The following is a 20,225-nucleotide window of genomic DNA, read 5'->3' as shown; positions in this document are numbered from 1 at the left end:
TGGTTGTTCTGCCCACAAAGATACATCTTTTCCTCTTTTCGTGCAAGTGTATTTCGTCTTAAATTATTACTCTTTTACTTCCCAAATATCATTGGTTTCGAGCATCTCCATAAAGGTGTGGTAATGTTTCTGCGCCTTTACCTCCTCTATCTGCTGATTAACAGTAGCGTCGTAGGTAGGAGCCTCAACGTCACGAATAACTCCGAGGGCGATTGGGAAACCCTCTTCATTACTCATCATGGCAAGCTTCAACTGTAAAGTATTATCTTGACGGTGAGCGTCATGTATGAGGATATCATCACGGGTAACGCCATTCTCACCTATTTTCACTACTTTTAAGCCAAAGCCATCCTGCACGAGTCCAAACTCTTGATTGGCTCCAAAGATCAAAGGTTCGCCATGTTTGACGTAGATAGCATTCTCTTTACGACCTTGAGAGGTGTAGACAGAATTGTGACAACCATCGTTGAAGATAACACAGTTCTGTAAAATCTCGCATACGGCAGCCCCCTTATGCTGATAGGCAGCCTTGAGGATAGCGATTGTCTCAGTATTGTCGCTGGCAACACTACGTGCGAAGAAGTTACCACGAGCACCGAAACAGAGCTCAGCTGGGCGGAATGGGTCCTCCGTTGTACCGAATGGACTTGACTTAGAGACGAAGCCGCGTGGACTTGTTGGGGAATATTGTCCCTTCGTAAGACCGTAGATGCGGTTGTTCAGGAGAATCATATTCAAGTCTACATTACGGCGCATAGCGTGGATAAAGTGGTTACCACCGATAGCAAGAGCGTCGCCATCACCAGAAACCTGCCAAATGGTAAGGTTCGGATTTGTGACCTTTGCACCTGTAGAAATAGCTGCTGCACGACCATGGATAGTCTGCATAGCGTATGTATTTGCATAATATGGTAATCGACTTGAACATCCGATACCACTAATAACGGCTGTTTCGTAAGGTGGAACACCTAACTCTGCCATAGCTTTCTGTAGGCTGGCAAGGAAGAAATGGTCGCCACAGCCAGGACACCAACGTGGCTGTCCCTTCTTGAAATCTTGTGCTGTATATTGATTCATGACTTTTTTGTTTTAATTCATCATACGTAATTATGATTACTGCTATTCACTCTGCATTATCAACAAGTAACTCGTCATCCTGTGACTTGTTTACTCGTCAATATGCTTACTCAAGTATCTTCGTATAGAAAGTACCCGTTTCCTCCTTTGGTAGAGGCGCCTTAAGGAGCTTCTCGAAACTTGTAACCAACTCGGTGACAACGAAAGGTTGACCCTTAACTTGGTTATACTGATAAGGAGCGAAATGGTTCATACGGATACGAAGGAGGGCAGCAAGCTGTCCAAGGTTCTGTTCTGCAACAACAACCTTCTTGTATCGAGCAAGTATTTCTGCAGTGTTCTTTGGTAATGGGTTCACATACTTGAATTGTGCCAAAGCAACCTTATGTCCCTTACCACGCAACACCTCCATAGCTGAATAGAGATGACCATATGTACTACCGAAGCCTACAATGAGTAAGTCGGCATCATCCTTGTCGCCTAAAACAGTCAAGTCAGGTACAGGAATACGTGCCACCTTGTTCCAACGGATGTGGTCCATCTTGTCATGATTCTCTGGGTCAGTAGAGATACTACCTGTCTCTCCGTCTTTCTCCAGCCCACCCAAGATATGTGCATACCCTTCCGTACCTGGGATAGCCCAGTAACGTGCCAACGTCTCAGGGTCACGTTTGTATGGAGTGTACTTATACTTCTGATCTTCTGTGACGAAATGAGGATGAATCTCTGGCAACTCCTCGATATTAGGTAGCTTCCAAGCAGATGAACCATTAGCAATGAAAGCATCGGTAAGGAGCACGACTGGCGTCATGTGTTCCAGTGCTATCTTACAAGCGTTATATGCTGCATCGAAGCAATCGGTAGGACTTGTCGCTGCAATAACAGGCATTGGACTCTCACCATTACGGCCATAAAGCACCTGCAAGAGGTCGGTCTGCTCACTCTTCGTAGGCATACCGGTTGATGGTCCACCACGCTGTACGTCAACAATCACCAATGGAAGCTCGTCGATAAGCGCAAGGTTCATGGCCTCACTCTTCAAACAGATACCAGGACCAGAGGTTGAAGTAGCAGCTAAAGCACCTGCGAAAGCAGCACCAATAGCTGATGCACAGCCCGCAATCTCGTCCTCACACTGAACGGTTGTCACACCCATTGACTTATGCTTTGCCAACTCGTGTAAGATATCTGTGGCTGGAGTAATAGGATAAGAACCTAAGAACAGTCGCAAACCAGCACGCTCAGCCGCAGCCATCAGACCATAAGCAGTTGCCTTATTACCAGTGATATCCATGTAGCGGCCAGGCTCCTTGACCTTAGACTCTATACGATAAGTATTAGGAACAGAAGCATGTACGTTATGACCATAGTCATATCCTGCACGTACAACCTTTATATTTGCCTCTGCAATGGCTGGTTTCTTCTTAAACTTTGTCTCAAGATAGTTGTTTACCAACTCTAAGTCACGATTGAACAACCAGCAAACAAGACCTAAGGCAAACATATTACGGCACTTTAACATGGATTTGTTGTCCATACCAGTATCTGCCAAACAGTCCTTCACCATCTTGGTTATTGGACAAGCCACTACGCGATCAGGGTCGATACCCATCTCGCCTAAATAGTCATCACTGCGGAACTCGGCCTTCTGAAGGTCGCGTTGGCCAAAAGAATCGGTGTCAATAATAATCGTACCGTTGGGCTTGCAGTGCTTATACTGCATCTTCAACGCTGCAGCATTCATTGCTACAAGGACGTCACAACGGTCACCAGGAGTATAAACCTTACCCGCACCGATATGAACTTGGAATCCACTCACACCTGTCAAGGAACCTTGCGGGGCACGAATATCAGCCGGATAGTCTGGGAAAGTAGACACACCATTGCCGACAGATGCCGAGACAGTAGTGAAAATGTTACCTGCAAGTTGCATACCGTCACCTGAGTCACCAGAAAAGTGTACTACAACACTGTCGAGCTCTTTCACTTCGATTTGTTCTTCCATAGATTATTTCTTGTTTATGTTAGTAAATCGTTTCTGTATTATTTAGCTTTTCTACCATAGCAGTAAAGCTTATTTTATAAATTTCTTGCCGTTAGAGACATAGATGCCCTTGAGCAGTTCACTCTCTTTCATCTCCATCTTAGTCCCCTGTAGCGAATAGACATCGTTGCTCTCCGTGCATTCTTTAATCTTCGTCATAGGGACGCTGATAACAGTAGGGATGTGCTTTTGTTTCTGATAGACACGTATCCAATCCATGCGCATCTCATAGGTATGATTAACATCTGGCTTTTTCGCCCATGAACCATTGCCCACTGACTGATTGAGAATCAGGTAGAAATTAGACTTATCAAACGGCCATTGCTCCTGACTATCATTCTGCTTCTTATATTGGTAAACACGTTTACCATCTACAAAGAAGCTTAGCACGTCTTCTTCCCACTCTACCGCATAAATATGATAACGATTCATAGGCATCCAAAGATTGTCAGAATGTGGATCATTTCCATGACTTTGTGTCCACGCAGAGTGTACGGTTGCATAAGCTCTCTGCTCATTATCAATCTGCTCAAAGATATCAATTTCACCGCCTTTCGGCCATCCTAATGTTGTCTTTGGCATCATCCAAATAGCAGGGAAATTACCGATAAACGGATTAACCAGCGCCCGACATTCTACTCGACCAAAGCGGAACGTAAAACTCTGACTGGTCTCTATTCCCCCTGAGAGCATTTCCACGTTGTCTTTCGACTTGTCTGGATTAGGGATAGCACGCAAAACAAGATTACCATCCTGCATATATGCGACTTCAGGAGAGCTGCTCAAAAAACGTGCCCATGTCACTTTAGGATAACGCGTACAGTATCTCCACACCTTTGTATTAGGTAAGGTGCCGTTTGGTTCATTAAACTCATCATGGAAGACAAGTGTGTATTCTGAACCAGGAGTTTGCTCACCAGATGGCAAAGGCTCAACACCATTTGCCAAGTTAACATCTTGTGCAAACGATATTGTGGATAACAATGCCATTATAAGCACTGCAAGCATTCTCTTGATGTTCTTCTTTTGTGACATGAATTTATTAAGATCTTATCTGAAACGGTAGTACTTGGAAAGCATAGTATCCTCCTTATAAATAGGTGATAACAGAGGGTTCATAACATGACATTGGTCTGCTTTCCCTCATGTAACTTTCTCGACTTACACTTTTTTAGATTATCTTTTGTTTACGTTAGTATATTCTGAGGACAAAAGTGCAAAATATTATTGAGAAAACAAAATCTTTTGAGGAGAAAAAAAATATTTTTATATATTACAAGGAAAAACCTTCAAGAAATTAACCTTTTAAGGGCTTAAAAAGAGTAAAACGATTCATCCTCCACTCTTATTACTTAATCTTCGGTGGAATAAACTTGATTCTTTCTCTGAAAGGACTGATAGGACTAATCGTTTTCTTTCTTATTTCGTCACTTGACAGCAATGTTGCCTTATTGTCATTATGTTCAATAAGTATAAAGGCGTAGTCATCATAGCGCACATGGAGGCTATCAGGCACTATCTGATGATAAGCTTTCTTATATTTTTCTTGCTTCATGAAGGAGTCTGAACGTGAACAGAGGAAAACAATACGATTGTCAACCTTGAAATAATGAGAAGGATACATATCTTCAATAGACCATTCTCCTCCCATAAAAGCATCATTATAAGCAGGTTGGATAACAAAGATGTCATTGTTGATATAGACACCATTGCTAATAACACCATGGTCTTCATAGCCATATCCAGCTTTAAGAATAAACGTACTATCCTTAGGATATTGTTTAACAAAATCGTGAATACAACTTAGAAAGGCGGTCTTCATCTGTACTGTATCAACGAGAACCAGACTATCTAATGGATTATTCTCCGTCAGCTTGGAACTTGTCTTATTACAGCAGGAGGACAGCATGGTAAGAAGAAAGACGAGTAGAGTGACCGTTTGTTTCATATTATTGGAAGCTTAAAGATTTATCTCTTTTTCACGTTCGTTCTTTTATTCTTCTATTAAGAATGCAACCCATCTTCAAGACGACGCACAATCTCTTCTGGAAGAATATTATTCATACAAGCAAAGTCGCCACGATGGCAGGGTTTGTTACCAAAGACTGAACAAGGACGACAAGAGAGTGTATTGATTTGAACGGCATCTTCTTCCTTCTGTTGCCAACCCATAAATCCACAATAAGGGTGGGTTGCGCCCCACACACTTACAACTCGTGTACCTGTGAGGGAAGCGAGGTGCATATTAGCACTGTCCATTGAGACCATTGTATCGAGGTGACTCATAAGGATAAGTTCTTGCTCTAACCCTTTAAGGACACTTGCCACACATAAACATTGTGGATATTGCGTAGCCCAACGATTGAGTACTTCAATCTCTTCCTTGCCTCCACCAAAAAGAAACAAACGCCAAGACGGGTGTTGCTCAGTTAGTTTACTTATCACAAGTTCCATTTTCTCCTGTGGATACATTTTACCCGCATGAGCTGCAAAGGGTGCAATACCTATCCAACACTCCTCTTTCTGCTTATTTCCTATAATGTTTGGCAGACGTTGCAAGTCGCCTCCTTCAGGTGGAAAGATACTCGTAAATTCGAGTTTAATAGGATAACCTAATTCCTTGAGAACATCAGCATAATTCTGAAAGGATGTGGGCTGTTGTATGAAAACCTTATTCTCTTCCCGACAAAGCAATTTCTTACCTTGCTTATGTTTATTGATATGTGCCACAGAATAGCCACCAAGGAGAAAACGGAAGCGAAGGAAACGAGTGCGGAGTACATTGTGAAGGTCGGCTATGTCAGTAAACTGCTTTGCCACCAAGCGCCTATATAGTTTGTTAAGACCCGTCAATCCCTTATATTCCCCTTTCAGATCAGCTTCCATAAAGCATACATTAGAGGCAAGACCTTGGAAGAATGGTCGTGCAAAAGGACGAGAAAGCACACTTATTCTCACATTTGGATACTGCTTTGCAAGCGAATAAACGATAGGAACAGTCATGGCTATATCACCCATGGCAGAGAATCGAATGATAAGAATATGTGGGGTTTTCATAGGCTAACAAGAATAAATAAGCAGAATAAGAAACGAGAACACTGGCTATTATCAGTTAGGATAAGCAAATAAGATATACTTATTCAATAACCTTATAAAGCATATTTGCATTTACTCAAGACGAGTAATTACACCCCTCCCTATGTTTTGTGGGAGGGGTATCATTCTATTTCTTATTATAAAGAATCGGATTTGTTGCAGGATCGTTATACATCTTCATCTGGCGATAAACCTTCATGTACTTTCGACCATGCTCGATGTCATCAAGCAATTGGTCGATGGCAAGACTGAGATCTTTCTGTTGTTCGAGGAGGATGTTCAGCTTAGACTTACATTTCTCGATGTGTTCTGGCGAAGCATCTGTACGCTCCGTCTGCTCTTTCATGTGATAAATCTTCAATGCAAGGATAGACAAGCGATCTACTGCCCATGCTGGACTTTCGGTATTGATAGTAGCATCTGGGAGAGGCGTCACATCAGAGTAGAGCTGACGGAAATATGAATCAATCTGCTCAACAAGGTCAGTACGGTCCTGATTAGAACGGTCTATACGGTGCTTAAGGCTCATCCCTTCTTCAGGATTGATATGCGGATCACGAATTAAGTCCTCGAAATGCCACTGTACAGTGTCAATCCAGCATTTCAGATAGAGACGATTTTCGATAGAATCTCTGTCATAAGGGTTACTAATCGGTGTATCAACATTATCCGTAATATGATAATCACGGATTGCCTGATTGAAAATCTCGTTACAATGTGTTGTAAATGACATTCGGTTTTTATTTTTCTATTTATTCTGCAAATATAAAGTAAATTCCTTAAAGGACAAAATAAAAGCTATTGTTTTTCATCGTTAATTACCTAAACTCACCTTGTATATAAAGGTAGGAAATAACAGGCAACATCAAAAATAGAATGTTAAACCGACGTAACAGACGATATCATACCCCTAATAGGTACAATGAGCAGCGAAGGTGTAGCGTCCAGATTCCTGATAAATCTTTTGGGTTAACCACTTTGGGTATATAAGCTCTAATAAAACTGGCTAACAATCTCCGTCACTCTACGTACCGACGGTACCTCCATGACTAACAGTACTTTATTTTGATAACTCTCCGTACTCTCCTTTTCTCTATGTGACATTTCATCAGAGACCTAAGCTTAGGCGAGTCATTATTACTCCAAAATTATGAAGAAACCCCAAAACAGTATGGACTATACTAAACAACTATCAACATAGAACTACGAAGTACACGAAGACAGAGGGGACTGAATGAACAACACCTTAAATGTTCTCAGACAGAATGACATAATGACAGGAAGAGACTGAAAGCTCTGAACGATTGGAGATTTTAATGTTCTCAGACAGATGGACATAATGACATAGAGAGACAGAGGACACAGAAGGAACAACGATTTCAATATTCTCAGATAGAATGACATAACGACATAGAGTGACCGAAAGCTCATACATAAACAGAAGAACATAATGACAAAGAGTGGATAAGGGGCAGAATGAAGATGGGGTACGTCATCTGAATGGTGTCATTGGATTCATTTCTTTAGGAGCATGAGAAATGCTGATGGGCATACCGGAGCTGTCTTTCTCTTGGTAAAATCACGCTGGGTTCGATGCACAGTATGGTTTGTAATTCACTGGTGATATAAACTATCGTTTTTCTTGATGTTGCAAAGATACGAAAGTATTTCTGAGCTTCCTTATCTTTGGATATGTAACTTCAAGAACATATAATAATTGGAAACGGTCGACAAACTTTTTATTGTGTTAGATGGTAGGACAGTTGAAATGACATTGTCCTGACCTTAAGAAATTAATTGTACGATTTAAAGGTATAGGCATAGAGTTCCCATATAAACCAGCCATGAATAAAACTAAGGGAAAGGATGGATGATGTAAAGATTTATCGCATACACCATAACTAATACTTACTTTTCATGGTTCAAGAAGACGCCCTTCTGCCCTCAAGAACATGCCCTTCTTGATGCTTGTTAAGGCTCTTCTTGTGTCTTAATAAGCATCTTCTTCCCTACTACTCACAACACACTGATTTAATGCATATTATAGACGTGAACCATGTATATAACCTTCGTCATTAACTCCTACCTTTCACTACATTTATGTTGAGACTTTTCATACTCACACCGAGTTCCACAGACATACAAATACGGCGGTTTAATTGAGTGGTACAAAGACGGACTATCCATAAATAAAATGTCATATTAAAAGATGATATAATGCCACATGGGAATAAGACTGGTATGGACTATACTATACGACTATCTACAAAGAACTACGAATTACGCAAATTGCACTAAGACAGAGGGGACAGAATGGACTATGCTTTTAATGTTCTCAGACAGAATGACATAATGACAGGAAGAGACTGAAAGCTCTGAACAATTGGAGATTTTAATGTTCTCAGACAGAATGACATAATGACATAGAGTGACTGAAAGCTCTGAACGATTGGAGATTTTAATATTCTCAGACAGAAGGATATAATGACATAGAGTGACAGAAAGCTCTGAACGATTGGAGATTTTAATATTCTCAGACAGAAAGACATAATGACATAGAGTGACTGAAAGCTCTTACATAGACAGAATGACACAAACACAAAGGGTGGATAAGAGGCAGAATGAAGATGGCTTTGAATGTGTATAAGATATTAAACCTTTGTTATTTAGTGTTGTATCAATTGCTTTTATGAAATTATATGATTACTTTTGACAACGAAAATGACAACAGATTGCAAATCTTCCTCTTCTTCCAAAGAGCAAGACTGTTTTACAGCCACACGCAGAGGAGACTTCAAAACGTTGTTAGGGGTTTTCTCTTTTTTTGTTTCTCATACGTGAGGGAAATTAAGATGACCTCGTTTTCTTATTTTTCTAACTACTTTAAAATTATCTATCATGAGTTCATTTAGAGCAACATTGGAATTAGGTGGCAAGGAGTACGACGTACTCTATTCTAACTACGAGTTCAGTCGTACAACTGACAAGAAGGGGCAGCCTGCATCAAGTATCTCTGGTGGTCGTATCAGCGTCACTATCGAGTCTACTGATGACACTTCTACTATCGAGGCTATGCTCAATAGTCAGTTCAAACCTGTTGAGGGTAAGATTGTTTACAAGAAGAGTGAGGAGGACGCTAAGATGAAGGAGATTTCTTTCAAGAATGCTTACATCGTTCACTACAAGGAGACACTCGACGTAAACAACGAGGCACCGATGACCATCGCGATGACCTTCTCTGCTGAGAATATCACCGTAGGTAATGCCGAACTCGACAACCGCTGGCCTCGTTCATAGGTCTAAGAAACTTAAGGACCGTGTCGGGCTACGTGCTTGACATGGTCCTTTTAGCTTTCTATTTAGGTCTCATCGCAGTAGGACATACCTATAAGCTGCTGAGATCGTCACCTTATTTATATATAGGGAACAAATCTTATTAATTCGCTTTTCAGCCTTAATTACCTCAAAAAATATATTCAATGGCAATACCTTTTAATCCCATCTCCATCACTATAGGGAAGGATGGACTTTCTTCTTTCAAATCACTTCGTATCGACCAAAGTACTGGTGCACATCATCACTTTGACCTCACGGTTGACCTTGAATCGGGGGGCAACAGACAGGTGCATAACATCAGTAGCAGTAAAGAGTGGCTCGGCAAGGATATCATAGTGAAGGCTGCGAGCAAACCATTCTTCTGTGGCATAGTGACGAACATTGAGTTGCATCGCGATGGCAGCGACTTCGGGTGTATACAGGTGTCTGGCTACTCCTCTACTTATCGTATGGAGACGGCACCAAGCTGTTACTCATGGAATGACAGGTCGATTGGTGATGTCGTAAAGAGTCTGTGCAGTGATGGTAAGGTGCAGTTGGCATTGAATGCAGCACACAAGAAACAGTTGGATTACATCTGCCAATACGAGGAATCTGACTTCGATTTCGTTCGTCGTCTTGCCTTGCAATATCAGGAGTGGATGTATTATGATGGTCTGAAACTTGTCTTCGGTAAGCCAAGACGATTGCCAGACCCTATCAAGATGGAATTTGGTACGTCACTAAGTTCCCTCAATATTGGTCTACAAACATTAGCTCGTCCAGAACAGGTGTTTACGTTCCATTCTGGTGCAAACCGTGAGATGGACCGCAAGACACCTGATAAGGCTTACGGACATGATAGGATGGCGGGTGATGCGTTCCGTGCTGCGCTTCCCTCCTACCCTAAAGCAGCTCGCCAGCACTCCATACAGCGTGTCAGCTCTATCAATGATCTTGAGAATTATGTACTCCTAAAACAAGCAGCCGAGACGGCTGAAACCCATTACGTCACAGCCGAAAGCCAGGACCCAAGGCTACATGTGGGTTCAGTGATTAGCTTGTACAGTTCTTTCTTAAAGGGAGTTGGCAATCTCTCCCAAGAGAGCTTAGGCGATTTCATCATCATCGAGATGACCCATGAAGTGAGCGAGAGCTGTTACTACAAAAACCGTTTCAAAGCCATCCCTGGTACTGTAATGAGTCTGCCTAACCCAAAGGTTGAAATGCCTCTGGCTGAAACACAAATGGCAACCGTACTAAGCAATGCCGACCCACACGGAGCGGGGCGTGTGCAGGTGCGCATGAATTGGCAGACCGACAACATGCGAACAAGTTGGGTGCGTGTGATGACGCCAGATGGTGGCGGTAGCAAAGATGTAAAGAGCAACCGCGGTTTTGTATTTATCCCAGAGGTAGGCGACCAGGTCCTCCTCGGCTTCCGTCATGGCGACCCCGCTCGCCCCTACGTCATGGGGAGTCTGTTTAATGGTACGACGGGTAAGGGAGGCTTTGATTCCAACCACAAGAAAAGCCTTACCACCCGACGCGGTTCGACCGTTACCTTTGACGATACAGCCCATACCATTCTCTTACAGACAACTCGTGCCAATAAAATCTTCATTGATGAATTAAATGGCACCATTACCATATCTTCTGCCGAAGAAGTAAATGTCAATACGAAGAATGTCAACATCAATGCATCAGAGAACATGAATGTAAATGTGGGTAAGAACTTTACAATGCAGGTGGGAGAACAATCGTCTGTCAACATCGGGAAAGACTCTTCGCTTTCTATAAATGGAAGTTCCGTTTTGAGTATAATGGAAGATGCAAAATCATCTGTTAGTGGTAACCAAACAACCGATATTTACGGTAATATGAACTTAAGCATTATGAAGTCAATTAAAACTAAAATATGTGAAGACTCTACTTACGAATCGTATGGAGTCACCACAATTACATCACTAGATAATTTATATATTAAAAGCAGTACCAATGTGGATATAGCTAAAGAATAAGAATATGAAGAAGATTTATCCAGTAGTATTTATTTTGGTCTTTTGCGTAACAACATTGTCATGTAAAGGTCTATCAAACGGAAATAATATGAAAACAAAGTTTAGTTGGGATTTTTATGTATCATCCCCAGTACATTATAGCTCAGAATTAAAATATGCAAAGGCTTTTTATGGAGATAAAGGAGAGGAAACGGTAGATGTTTTTGATGAAACTGCTATGGCGGGTCTCGGTAATGTTACAGCAACACCTTTTTCAGTAAATCCACCTCAAGGCGAAGTCAGTATTCCCAAGGGTATAGACATGGTGTGGGTGTCAATAGCAGATAAAAAGATTTATAGGGCAAATATTAAATTCTCCCAACAAATACAAAACAAACTTCTAAAAGCCTTTAGGGAAGGATTTTATAGCCACTGGAGAGAAAGTAATATGGATTTTAACGAGTTTAATGTAACAATTCTTCCAGAAGGACATCTATGGCTATACTTGGGGATAGGAAATTTAAGAAGGGTACTTATTTGCGATTCATTAAGGGGAGAAGAAACGCACATGACACTTAAAGAATTCAGTGAAGGGTTTTATAATGCTTTCCAAACAGTTGATAGTCTTTGTTCCGATGAAAAAGAGAATTCTTTCTTTAACGAACACGGCTCCGAGTATGACAAGATATGGGCATTCTATGCACAACGTTTTAATTATCAATTTGATATACAATTTGAGAACAAACAGACAGAGCTACGCAAGGGACGATTCGTGATTAAGTTTGCTAATGGCGAGATTCTGAATCATGATGACCCAGGGTATTTCGAACAGCCTTCAAGACCAAATAAAATGGAGTTCCAATGGATTACAGATGGTATGCTTTATACTGGACATTTTTATTTTGATGAAGAAGAAGTGAAAAAAGCATTTATGGAGGTTTATGGTAACAATCCTACACAGGCAGGAAAACTTATCGTTCAAGTAAGTAAATATAATAATTGGTTCGATATCTATTTGGAAGCGGACAACAAGAAATATAAATTTGAAAAGACAAAGATCCATGTCTTTAAACAAGGAGTTAATGATTCTGATGACAAGGCAGTTGTAATTTATAATAACCATAGAGAGATAAATTCAAAATATATACATTTTATAGGAGAATAGGTCATGGTAAAATATTCAAATGTTAAATGTACAAATAATTATTACAAAGAACAAACTGAGGAAGAAAGTCAGTGTATAGAGATTCGTGTCGGTGTGTTCTTTGATGGTACCTTAAATAGTTATTACAGCACAGATTATCGTAAAAAAAATCCCTATAAAGATTATAGTGATGGTTGGAATTATACATACGGTAGCTATAGAGGGGACTATACAAATGTCACTAAACTATACAAAACATACGAAACTCAAGGAGATGATTTTAAAATTTATATAGAAGGACCAGGAGTAATTCCACCCTCATCATATAAAGACAAGGCTGGTGATGAACATTTTTATTCCACAGGAGAATCTGATTCCCTTTTTTCAGCTGGATTGGGTCAATTCACCCACGGAATGCAAGAAAAAGAGAACAAGGCTAATGATTTAATTAAAGAGAAACTGAAAACTAAATTAGGTCAAGCAACCATTCTTAATCTAAAACTGGATGTATTTGGATTTAGCCGTGGCGCAGCTATTGCTAGACGTTTTATTCAACCAGGAAATATAATTGCTTTACTACATACAATCAACGCAGAATATAAAATAAGATGTCACATTGATATAGATTTCCTCGGGTTATTTGATACGGTCTTATCCGACCTTACTCTTGGCTGGTCATATAATATAAAATTACCCAAATATATAAAAAAAGTAGTACATCTTGTTGCAGCAAACGAATATCGAAAATTTTTCCCAGTTACAAGTATAAAAGTAAGAGACAAAAAATCACCTTTAAATTACATAGAAATAGTTCTACCTGGCTCACATTCTGATATAGGTGGAGGCTACAATCAAGATGAAATTGAATATCTCTATTATTTTGATACTAATAAGCATGTGAAAGAATGGGAAAAATGGCCATCAACATATGACTTAACAGATGAGAATTCTATAAAGTTCCAAGGGTATCTATCCTTACAACTATTACATAAATATCACTGGATTAATGACGTACAATATGAAAATGCTTATAAAATATATTTAAGTCATCTTTCTATGCAAAATGACAAAGGTGCACTCTTTAGAGCAGTCAGGTATTTTTATCCTCACGCACGTCTATCTTACAATAATATTAAAAAAGAGACGTGGGAACTGATAGGATATATACCTCCATTAAAACCACCGTATAGAATAATAAAAAATGACTTTGCTCGTATTCCTTACACAATAATGTATAATTTAACCCAGGGGGTAATACCTATTTCTTATTTCAATCTAAAAAAATTTGAAAATTATTCTAAGCTAACACCTCCACCACCAATTACTAAGAAGAGTAATGCTGATGTTAGATTTTTAGCAAAGTCATTAAATACACTCGCATCCTTAAAAAATATTATGATTGCACTGGCAGATCGTGGAGAAGGTTTCTTCGAAATAGTAGATGATCATATCACATTTAAGAAAAGGTATAAAGGTTTGATAGAAAGCCAACTCTATTTTATAAGACCTAAGTTTATACACTTGTCTGCATATGACGATACAGGGATGAGACCACGTGACAATGATTCAAAAAATGCAAAATATAAATATTTGTATTATCGAGAAGTAATATATGATTGATTAACCTATATAAAAGAAAACCTTTGTAAATGAAAGGATCAATTAATATCAAATATACATTAAATAACACGATTATTGTTCCTAGTGGTATATCCTCGGTATTATCACAGACAGAGTTGATTAATTTTAGAATCATTAAACAAGATCTCTATGAGATTACCTTTTTGGGGGCAAAAGAATCCTCCTTTGATAATAAACCCTTATCAGAAGCTACCCAAATAGCTTTTGACTTAGGTCAAACAGCTTATCCTCTTATATTTCAAAGAAATAAGAATAGCTATGAACTTACAAACTTCGAAGAAGTGAAGGTACGTTGGAACACATATTGTGAAAAGGCTTGTAAAGAAGAAAAATCAGACTATGTAAAAGACTACATAAAGAGCAGTAGTGGAGTGATGAAGGATAAAAAGATATTTCTGGACTCGATGATGAAAGGAACCTTTCTACAGTTCATACTCTTTAGGCATAATCAGGAAACACTTAACATTCCGAATTTTCCCAATACTGATGCAAAACTATCTTGGGAACTGAAGAAGAGTTTAAGTGAAACAACCCCACAAACATGGTCCTTGGATGCACAACCGATAGGAAACATGCCTTACTTCGTAAAAGGAAAAGGCATACTGGAAATAACAAAAGGAGCATTCGAATTTCCATCAAAAATTCATATGGAGCTAAAAGTAGAAATGTCTAATGAAGGCTACTACCGCAAGATGGTGGATATAAACATAATAGAAGAGTGATATGGGAGAATATATTGTCAAAGGAGCAAAAGCGATCTGCAAATATGGAACCTCTGCAGGTCAATTGTTGGTGAATGATAATACAGGCGTTACTATGAACGGTAATCGCACTGCCACAACAAACACATTAGGAAATACTTTCTTTCCTACTTTTGGAACTTGCAGCTTACACAATAACTGTCCCTGCACTCCTGCTATAGTCAAATGGGAGAAATACTATGATGGAGTGAGCATCAATGGTACATCTTATCCCTTACTTGATGATAGTATTGGGACGTGTGCTTTAGGTTCACCTAATTGTATTAGTTTTCAACATACTGGACAATATAAAGTCTTAGGAGCATTTGATTTTGCTAAAATCCCCATTGAACATATTGCAGATATTTGTCCGATAGCTCCAATATAATACTACGTCCGGTTTTATCTGTAAACTTGCGCAGCCAAGTCCGAAGGTGCGTATGCCATTAGCTGAAACGCAAATAGCAACGGTGCTCAGCAATGCCGACCCACATGGAGCGGGTCGTGTGCAGGTGCGCATGAATTGGCAGACCGACAACATGCGGACAAGTTGGGTGCGTGTGATGACACCTGATGGCGGTAGCAGTAGTGACGTAAAGAGTAACCGTGGTTTTGTATTTATCCCAGAGGTAGGCGATCAAGTCCTCCTCGGCTTCCGCCATGGTGACCCAGCCCGCCCCTACGTCATGGGTAGTCTGTTTAATGGAACGACAGGTGGTGGCGGTCTCGAAGGAAATCACATGAAGAGTCTCACAACTCGCAGTGGGCATACTATAAAGTTGAACGATTCACTATCGTCACTTGGAATTACCATTAAAGACATAAAGGGCAATTCCATTCATATTGACTCTGTAGGAGATGACATCATCATCAATGCAAAGCGAAATATTACTATCAATGCAGGAGAGACATTCACCGTGAACTGCAAAAATGCCAACATCCTTGCGGAGGAATCCATCAATATGAATGCAGAGCAGGATATTACCAGTGTGTCTGGTGAAAGTACATCTATACAGGCAGGTGAATCTCTCACAGAGATAGCAGCAGACAGTTATGTCCTATCTGCTAATGATGCCAACGTACAGGTCACAGAAGAACATAATCTTCAGGCATCTACAATATCGGAGACGGCAGAGAAAATAAACATTGACAGTACGATGGAGGACCTTGACCTATCTTCTCCAAAGAAGGTCAACATCCAGAGTTCTGAAAAAGTAAATCTGTTCTAAACTATGTATATTCCTTTTAAAGCACTGACAGGGTCATGCAAGGTGCATGGAGTCAGGACAGAAGTTATGCCAGACGGGGTGAGTGAGACCAAATGTGAGGCTTCTATCGAATTTATTCCGCTTCCTAAAGATAGCAAAGTCAAAGCTGTAGCGTATCTACATGCCATTGCGGATGAAGACGATGCCATGGCAGCATTTGTACATGATATAGAATCTACTCTTAACCCGATATGTATGGAATTAGACAGTAGAGGGAAATGTATTGGGATTTCAGACCATGACGAACTCTGTAGACGCTGGGATGACAGTCTCTTTCTTTTGCGTGCCAGATATGAAGGAGAATGGGTTGAAAAGGAACTACAGTTGTTGACTGATAGGGTTCATGACAAGAAGCTTCTACTTAACATGATGAAAAGATATTACGTACTTTCAGAGTGGCTGGAAGCCGACTGGTCAGGCATAGAATTCACAGAAGGGAAAGGACGCAGAGAGCACGAAGAGGTAGCCTTGGGAGTACCACTTCTCTTCTCACAAGATTGTTCCATTGAGGACACAGAAGAAGGAATATCGCTACACATTATTGGAAATACTGACTTGAGAAAGAATGAAGTACAGCTTGAAAAGATTTTCCTCCTTGGTGAGGCTCAAATAGAAGATATAACATCTATAGAACAACATTGTGTTGTAAAGATAACCAACCTTACAGAAGGTCCTCAGACTATATATAATCATTATATGGTTAAAGGGCGGGAGCAGATACTTAAGGATATTGAAATAAGTCTAACCTTTCAATAAAGAAGAATGGAAACAGGCAAAAATACATCAGTAGACCGTAATCGTAAACAGACTGGGAACAGTGAGGAGATTGTTGCGGATAGTGCAATTTGCACATGTGACAAAGGTTCCAAACCAGGAACTTTCCGTGTTACCAGCCAGCAGAAGATTTACTGTAACGGCGCAAGAAAACTTGTTGCTACAGACCAAGACAAGGATATAAAGTCCTTAAATTTTGGAAGCTGTGCAGCAAAGAATAATGGGCCTTGTTCTCCGAATATCGTTTGGAGTAATACATATAATAAGATTGCCATAAAGGGTAAGATGTATCCCCTAACGGTCAAGAGTTCTGGTACTTGTAAAGCTGGAGGCGGTAGAATCAATATACAGACATCTGGTCAACAGGTTGTAGTAAAGCCTTCTGCTTCACCACGTAAGGCAAACAGTACGGCACATAAGAGTCCGATCTTTACAGAAGAAGACTGGAAGTATTTGCCGCAGGAGGACGAGAAGAGTCAGAACAAACGTGTTCCGGCAGCGGTACAGGTAAACAATGTTCTTGTCAATGGAAAGAGAGAGATAACCATAACCCCTTATGATCATGAAGAACTTCTTTTCACTACGTCACTAACAGCAGGGAGTATGCGGGGGACTGGTGTCAAGTGGGATGTCTGTCATGGCAATCGTGTGATTGCAAAAGGGTTGACAGAAGCTCCAGCACGTACTTACTTTACTAAAGAAGGTACGTACGCTGTATATGCTTATGTTCATAAACCAGGCTCACCCAAAGGCAAAGGTGTGGTCAGGATAAGCGTATCCTACCCCAAGTTCAAAAGTATAGAATGGAAGGACGAGAATGGCAAACCTGTTACTTACATAGGGTTGCGTAATAAAGTGTTTGCACATGTATCTTTGCCGGGCTGTAAAGGTATACCTGTAAATTGCCGCTTTTATTATAATGGATATGAGGGAAAAACCTATCTATCCGCCCTTACTCCAATTACCTTGTCTGCTGCAGGGAAAGTAAAGATTGCCCTTTCCCTTTCAGGCGACCAGTTAAAGAAAATAATAGAAGACCGTAAGCGTTTCAGCAATGGACAGAAAATAAGGATATATCTGGAACTGAGTTCTCGACATTGGATAGAAAACCTTACAAAGACTTCACAGCACCCTATCCTATTCGATGACAAAATAGAGTTCCGCAGCCTAATCATTTATAAAGATTCTGACTGCAAAGAAAAACTGCAGGGTGGTATTGTTGACAGCGGGAGTACAGTATACGTGCGTGTCTCTACTGCCAATATGGAAACCGGCAAGATACGTCTGGATGTATATAAGCACGAAACAGGTAACCAAGAAGAGAAAAGTTCCAAACCATCACCTGTATATAGTACCAGTAGCCCTGTCAATAGTACGGGGGTCTATAAGTTCTCTTTGACATTGGCATCGCCTCCATACAAGGAAGGTGCAGCCTACAAGGTTGTTGTTTCATGGATTTTCAGTAGTACTCAATCTTCCAACGAAAATGTAAATAATAATACAGGCAGACAGACCTCAAAGGACCCCAAACAATACATACTTAAAGGGAAAGAAGTCCTCTTCTCTGTCAAGCGAAATATCCCAACGCCAAAGGCAGAACCCAGCAAGGCGAATGTTAATCGCACAGAGCCTGAAAAGAGTGGATGTCCACGTTGTAGTGCTCCAATTACAGCAGAGCAGCTTAAAGAGGTTTTCCCAAAGACTTCAGAGAAAACACGTATAAAAATTGCTGAAGCTTATAATAAGCACATGAAGTATTTTAAAATGGACACCTGTTGGAATAAAGCACATTTCTTTGCACAGGCGAAGATAGAAGTGGGAGATTCTTTCAATATTAAGACTGAAAGTTTCAACTACTCCGCAAGGCGTATGAAAGGGAGAGACAATGTTAATGGTAAACACTGGATACAAGGTAATACTCGAACAAGGCAGGGTGGTTATTTTACAGATGGTGAATCAAAAGAATCACCATATTCTTATATGGTAAGTCATCCGGATTTAGCAGAAAAATATGGTCGTAAGGACTTGTATAGATATAATGATCAAGGTATTCAGGCTGCAAATGAAGAGATGATAGCCAATGTTGTATATGATGACAAAAATTGCTCACAGAAAAGGAAATTAGGTAATACTCAAGTTGGAGATGGCTGGCGCTTTAGAGGGAGAGGAATGATACAGATTACTGGCCGTGAAGCCTACACTCACGCAAATAAATATACAGAAGAACTTTTACGTAAAAATATTATAAACTCAGACAAGGATGCTAGCCTTGTAGGAACTGATATAGAAGTTGCAATGGTAACTTGTATGGCATTTTGGTCAAAGGAAAAAGGATTAGCTACAAGGTCTAATGGTCAAAAAAATGTGGATATTATTTCTAGGAGAATTGGAAATAAAGTTGGCTCAAAAAAAGAGACAAATTATGATTTAAAAAGGAATAGTTTCAACAACATTACATCTAATTTATTTAGAGTAAGTGATTGTATCATCAAATCGAAAAAAGATAATTCTTCATCTACTCAAGAAGATAAGGATCTAAAAATAGAACAAGGCATCAGATGGCTGGAAAGTATCTGTATACCTTTAGAGCAGGTAGGTAAGGTGAAGTATAAAGTCCCATATGTTCAAGATGGCAATCGCATTCAGGAAAGTGGTGCAAAAACAATGGACTGCTCAGAACTAGTAGGACGTTATGCTGCAAAAATAGAATGGTGTAAGAAACCTATGGGTTGGACAACATGTTATATGGTTGATTATGCAATAAAAAATCCCAAATGGCTTATAAAACATAATGACCCCAACTATATTCCTAAAAGAGGGGATATTTTCTTGTGGTATGGAAAGCGAGTAGATAAAAAAGGAGTATCGCACTATAGAGGACACACAGGAGTTGTGATAAATTATAATTCTGAAAGTGATATTGTTACAACAATAGAAGCTATCCAGTCATCTATTAAAAAAGAGAAAGCTTTAAATGAAAGAGGAGAAAAATATAAAGAAAATGAGAATAAGAAATTAGCAGGGACCATTAAAATGCATTTCTTTAGAAAAGGATTCCATTTGATAGGGTACAATCCGGTTCGATGTTATTTTTATACTTTTGCAGTACATTATTCAAAGAAATAA

14 protein-coding genes and 2 pseudogenes are annotated in these 20,225 nt (G+C 39.9%); 10 read left to right on the top strand and 6 right to left on the bottom strand.

The genetic code is table 11. The features are described 5' to 3' along the window. Positions 1-66: 66 nt before the first annotated feature. From AXF23_RS10285 to AXF23_RS10260, 6 genes are all read right to left on the bottom strand, one after another. Positions 67-1,077 carry a 2-oxoacid:ferredoxin oxidoreductase subunit beta gene (locus AXF23_RS10285; protein ID WP_107625244.1) on the bottom strand — a complete coding sequence of 337 codons (1,011 nt, stop codon included), beginning with the start codon at positions 1,075-1,077 and terminating at the stop codon, positions 67-69. 106 nt (positions 1,078-1,183) lie between these two features. Further along, positions 1,184-3,082: a 2-oxoacid:acceptor oxidoreductase subunit alpha gene (locus tag AXF23_RS10280; RefSeq protein WP_107625243.1), complete on the bottom strand. Its 1,899-nt coding sequence runs from the start codon at positions 3,080-3,082 to the stop codon at positions 1,184-1,186. 69 nt (positions 3,083-3,151) lie between these two features. Continuing rightward, the gene (locus AXF23_RS10275) at positions 3,152-4,156 is read right to left on the bottom strand and encodes a glycoside hydrolase family 16 protein (RefSeq protein ID WP_107625242.1); all 1,005 of its coding nucleotides are present in this window, start codon (positions 4,154-4,156) and stop codon (positions 3,152-3,154) included. Positions 4,157-4,469: 313 nt separating this feature from the next. Then, a complete protein-coding gene (locus tag AXF23_RS10270) occupies positions 4,470-5,069 on the bottom strand; it encodes a hypothetical protein (RefSeq protein WP_107625241.1) in 600 nt (199 codons plus the stop codon). Between the two features lie 56 nt (positions 5,070-5,125). Further along, positions 5,126-6,178: a glycosyltransferase family 9 protein gene (locus tag AXF23_RS10265; RefSeq protein ID WP_107625240.1), complete on the bottom strand. Its 1,053-nt coding sequence runs from the start codon at positions 6,176-6,178 to the stop codon at positions 5,126-5,128. A gap of 166 nt (positions 6,179-6,344) precedes the next feature. Beyond that, entirely contained in the window at positions 6,345-6,950 is a 606-nt protein-coding gene (locus tag AXF23_RS10260; protein WP_009013131.1) for a DUF4254 domain-containing protein, read from the bottom strand. 2,165 nt (positions 6,951-9,115) lie between these two features. On the opposite strand from AXF23_RS10260, the gene tssD reads away from it, so the two are divergent. The 10 genes and pseudogenes from tssD to AXF23_RS10215 all read left to right on the top strand — a co-directional run bounded on the left by tssD (position 9,116) and on the right by AXF23_RS10215 (position 20,225). Continuing rightward, a complete protein-coding gene (tssD, locus tag AXF23_RS10255; protein WP_004384141.1) occupies positions 9,116-9,514 on the top strand; it encodes a type VI secretion system tube protein TssD in 399 nt (132 codons plus the stop codon). A gap of 182 nt (positions 9,515-9,696) precedes the next feature. Continuing rightward, positions 9,697-11,553, top strand: coding sequence for a type VI secretion system Vgr family protein (locus tag AXF23_RS10250; protein ID WP_107625239.1), 1,857 nt, complete (start codon positions 9,697-9,699; stop codon positions 11,551-11,553). Positions 11,554-11,557: 4 nt separating this feature from the next. After that, positions 11,558-12,697, top strand: a complete 1,140-nt coding sequence (locus AXF23_RS10245) for a DUF2931 family protein (RefSeq protein ID WP_107625238.1) — start codon at positions 11,558-11,560, stop codon at positions 12,695-12,697. 3 nt (positions 12,698-12,700) lie between these two features. After that, positions 12,701-14,296 (top strand): T6SS phospholipase effector Tle1-like catalytic domain-containing protein, encoded by a 1,596-nt coding sequence (locus AXF23_RS10240; protein ID WP_107625237.1) that lies wholly within the window; start codon positions 12,701-12,703, stop codon positions 14,294-14,296. 29 nt (positions 14,297-14,325) lie between these two features. Beyond that, the gene (locus AXF23_RS10235; RefSeq protein WP_107625236.1) at positions 14,326-15,039 is read left to right on the top strand and encodes a toxin-antitoxin system antitoxin subunit; all 714 of its coding nucleotides are present in this window, start codon (positions 14,326-14,328) and stop codon (positions 15,037-15,039) included. 1 nt (position 15,040) lies between these two features. Then, the gene (locus AXF23_RS10230; RefSeq protein WP_107625235.1) at positions 15,041-15,445 is read left to right on the top strand and encodes a PAAR-like protein; all 405 of its coding nucleotides are present in this window, start codon (positions 15,041-15,043) and stop codon (positions 15,443-15,445) included. 25 nt (positions 15,446-15,470) lie between these two features. After that, a pseudogene (locus tag AXF23_RS16620) lies at positions 15,471-15,857 on the top strand (phage baseplate assembly protein V); the annotation flags it as partial. A gap of 432 nt (positions 15,858-16,289) precedes the next feature. After that, positions 16,290-17,081, top strand: coding sequence for a hypothetical protein (locus tag AXF23_RS10220; protein ID WP_107625234.1), 792 nt, complete (start codon positions 16,290-16,292; stop codon positions 17,079-17,081). 6 nt (positions 17,082-17,087) lie between these two features. Continuing rightward, positions 17,088-17,450 (top strand): annotated as a pseudogene (locus AXF23_RS16615) (PAAR-like protein); the annotation flags it as partial. A gap of 102 nt (positions 17,451-17,552) precedes the next feature. Then, positions 17,553-20,225: a hypothetical protein gene (locus tag AXF23_RS10215; RefSeq protein ID WP_233251289.1), complete on the top strand. Its 2,673-nt coding sequence runs from the start codon at positions 17,553-17,555 to the stop codon at positions 20,223-20,225.

The organism is Prevotella sp. oral taxon 313 (genome assembly GCF_003043935.1).
Lineage (GTDB): Bacteria > Bacteroidota > Bacteroidia > Bacteroidales > Bacteroidaceae > Prevotella > Prevotella jejuni.
Note: the sequence above shows the minus strand (reverse complement) of the source record. Positions and strands in the feature narration are given on the sequence as shown.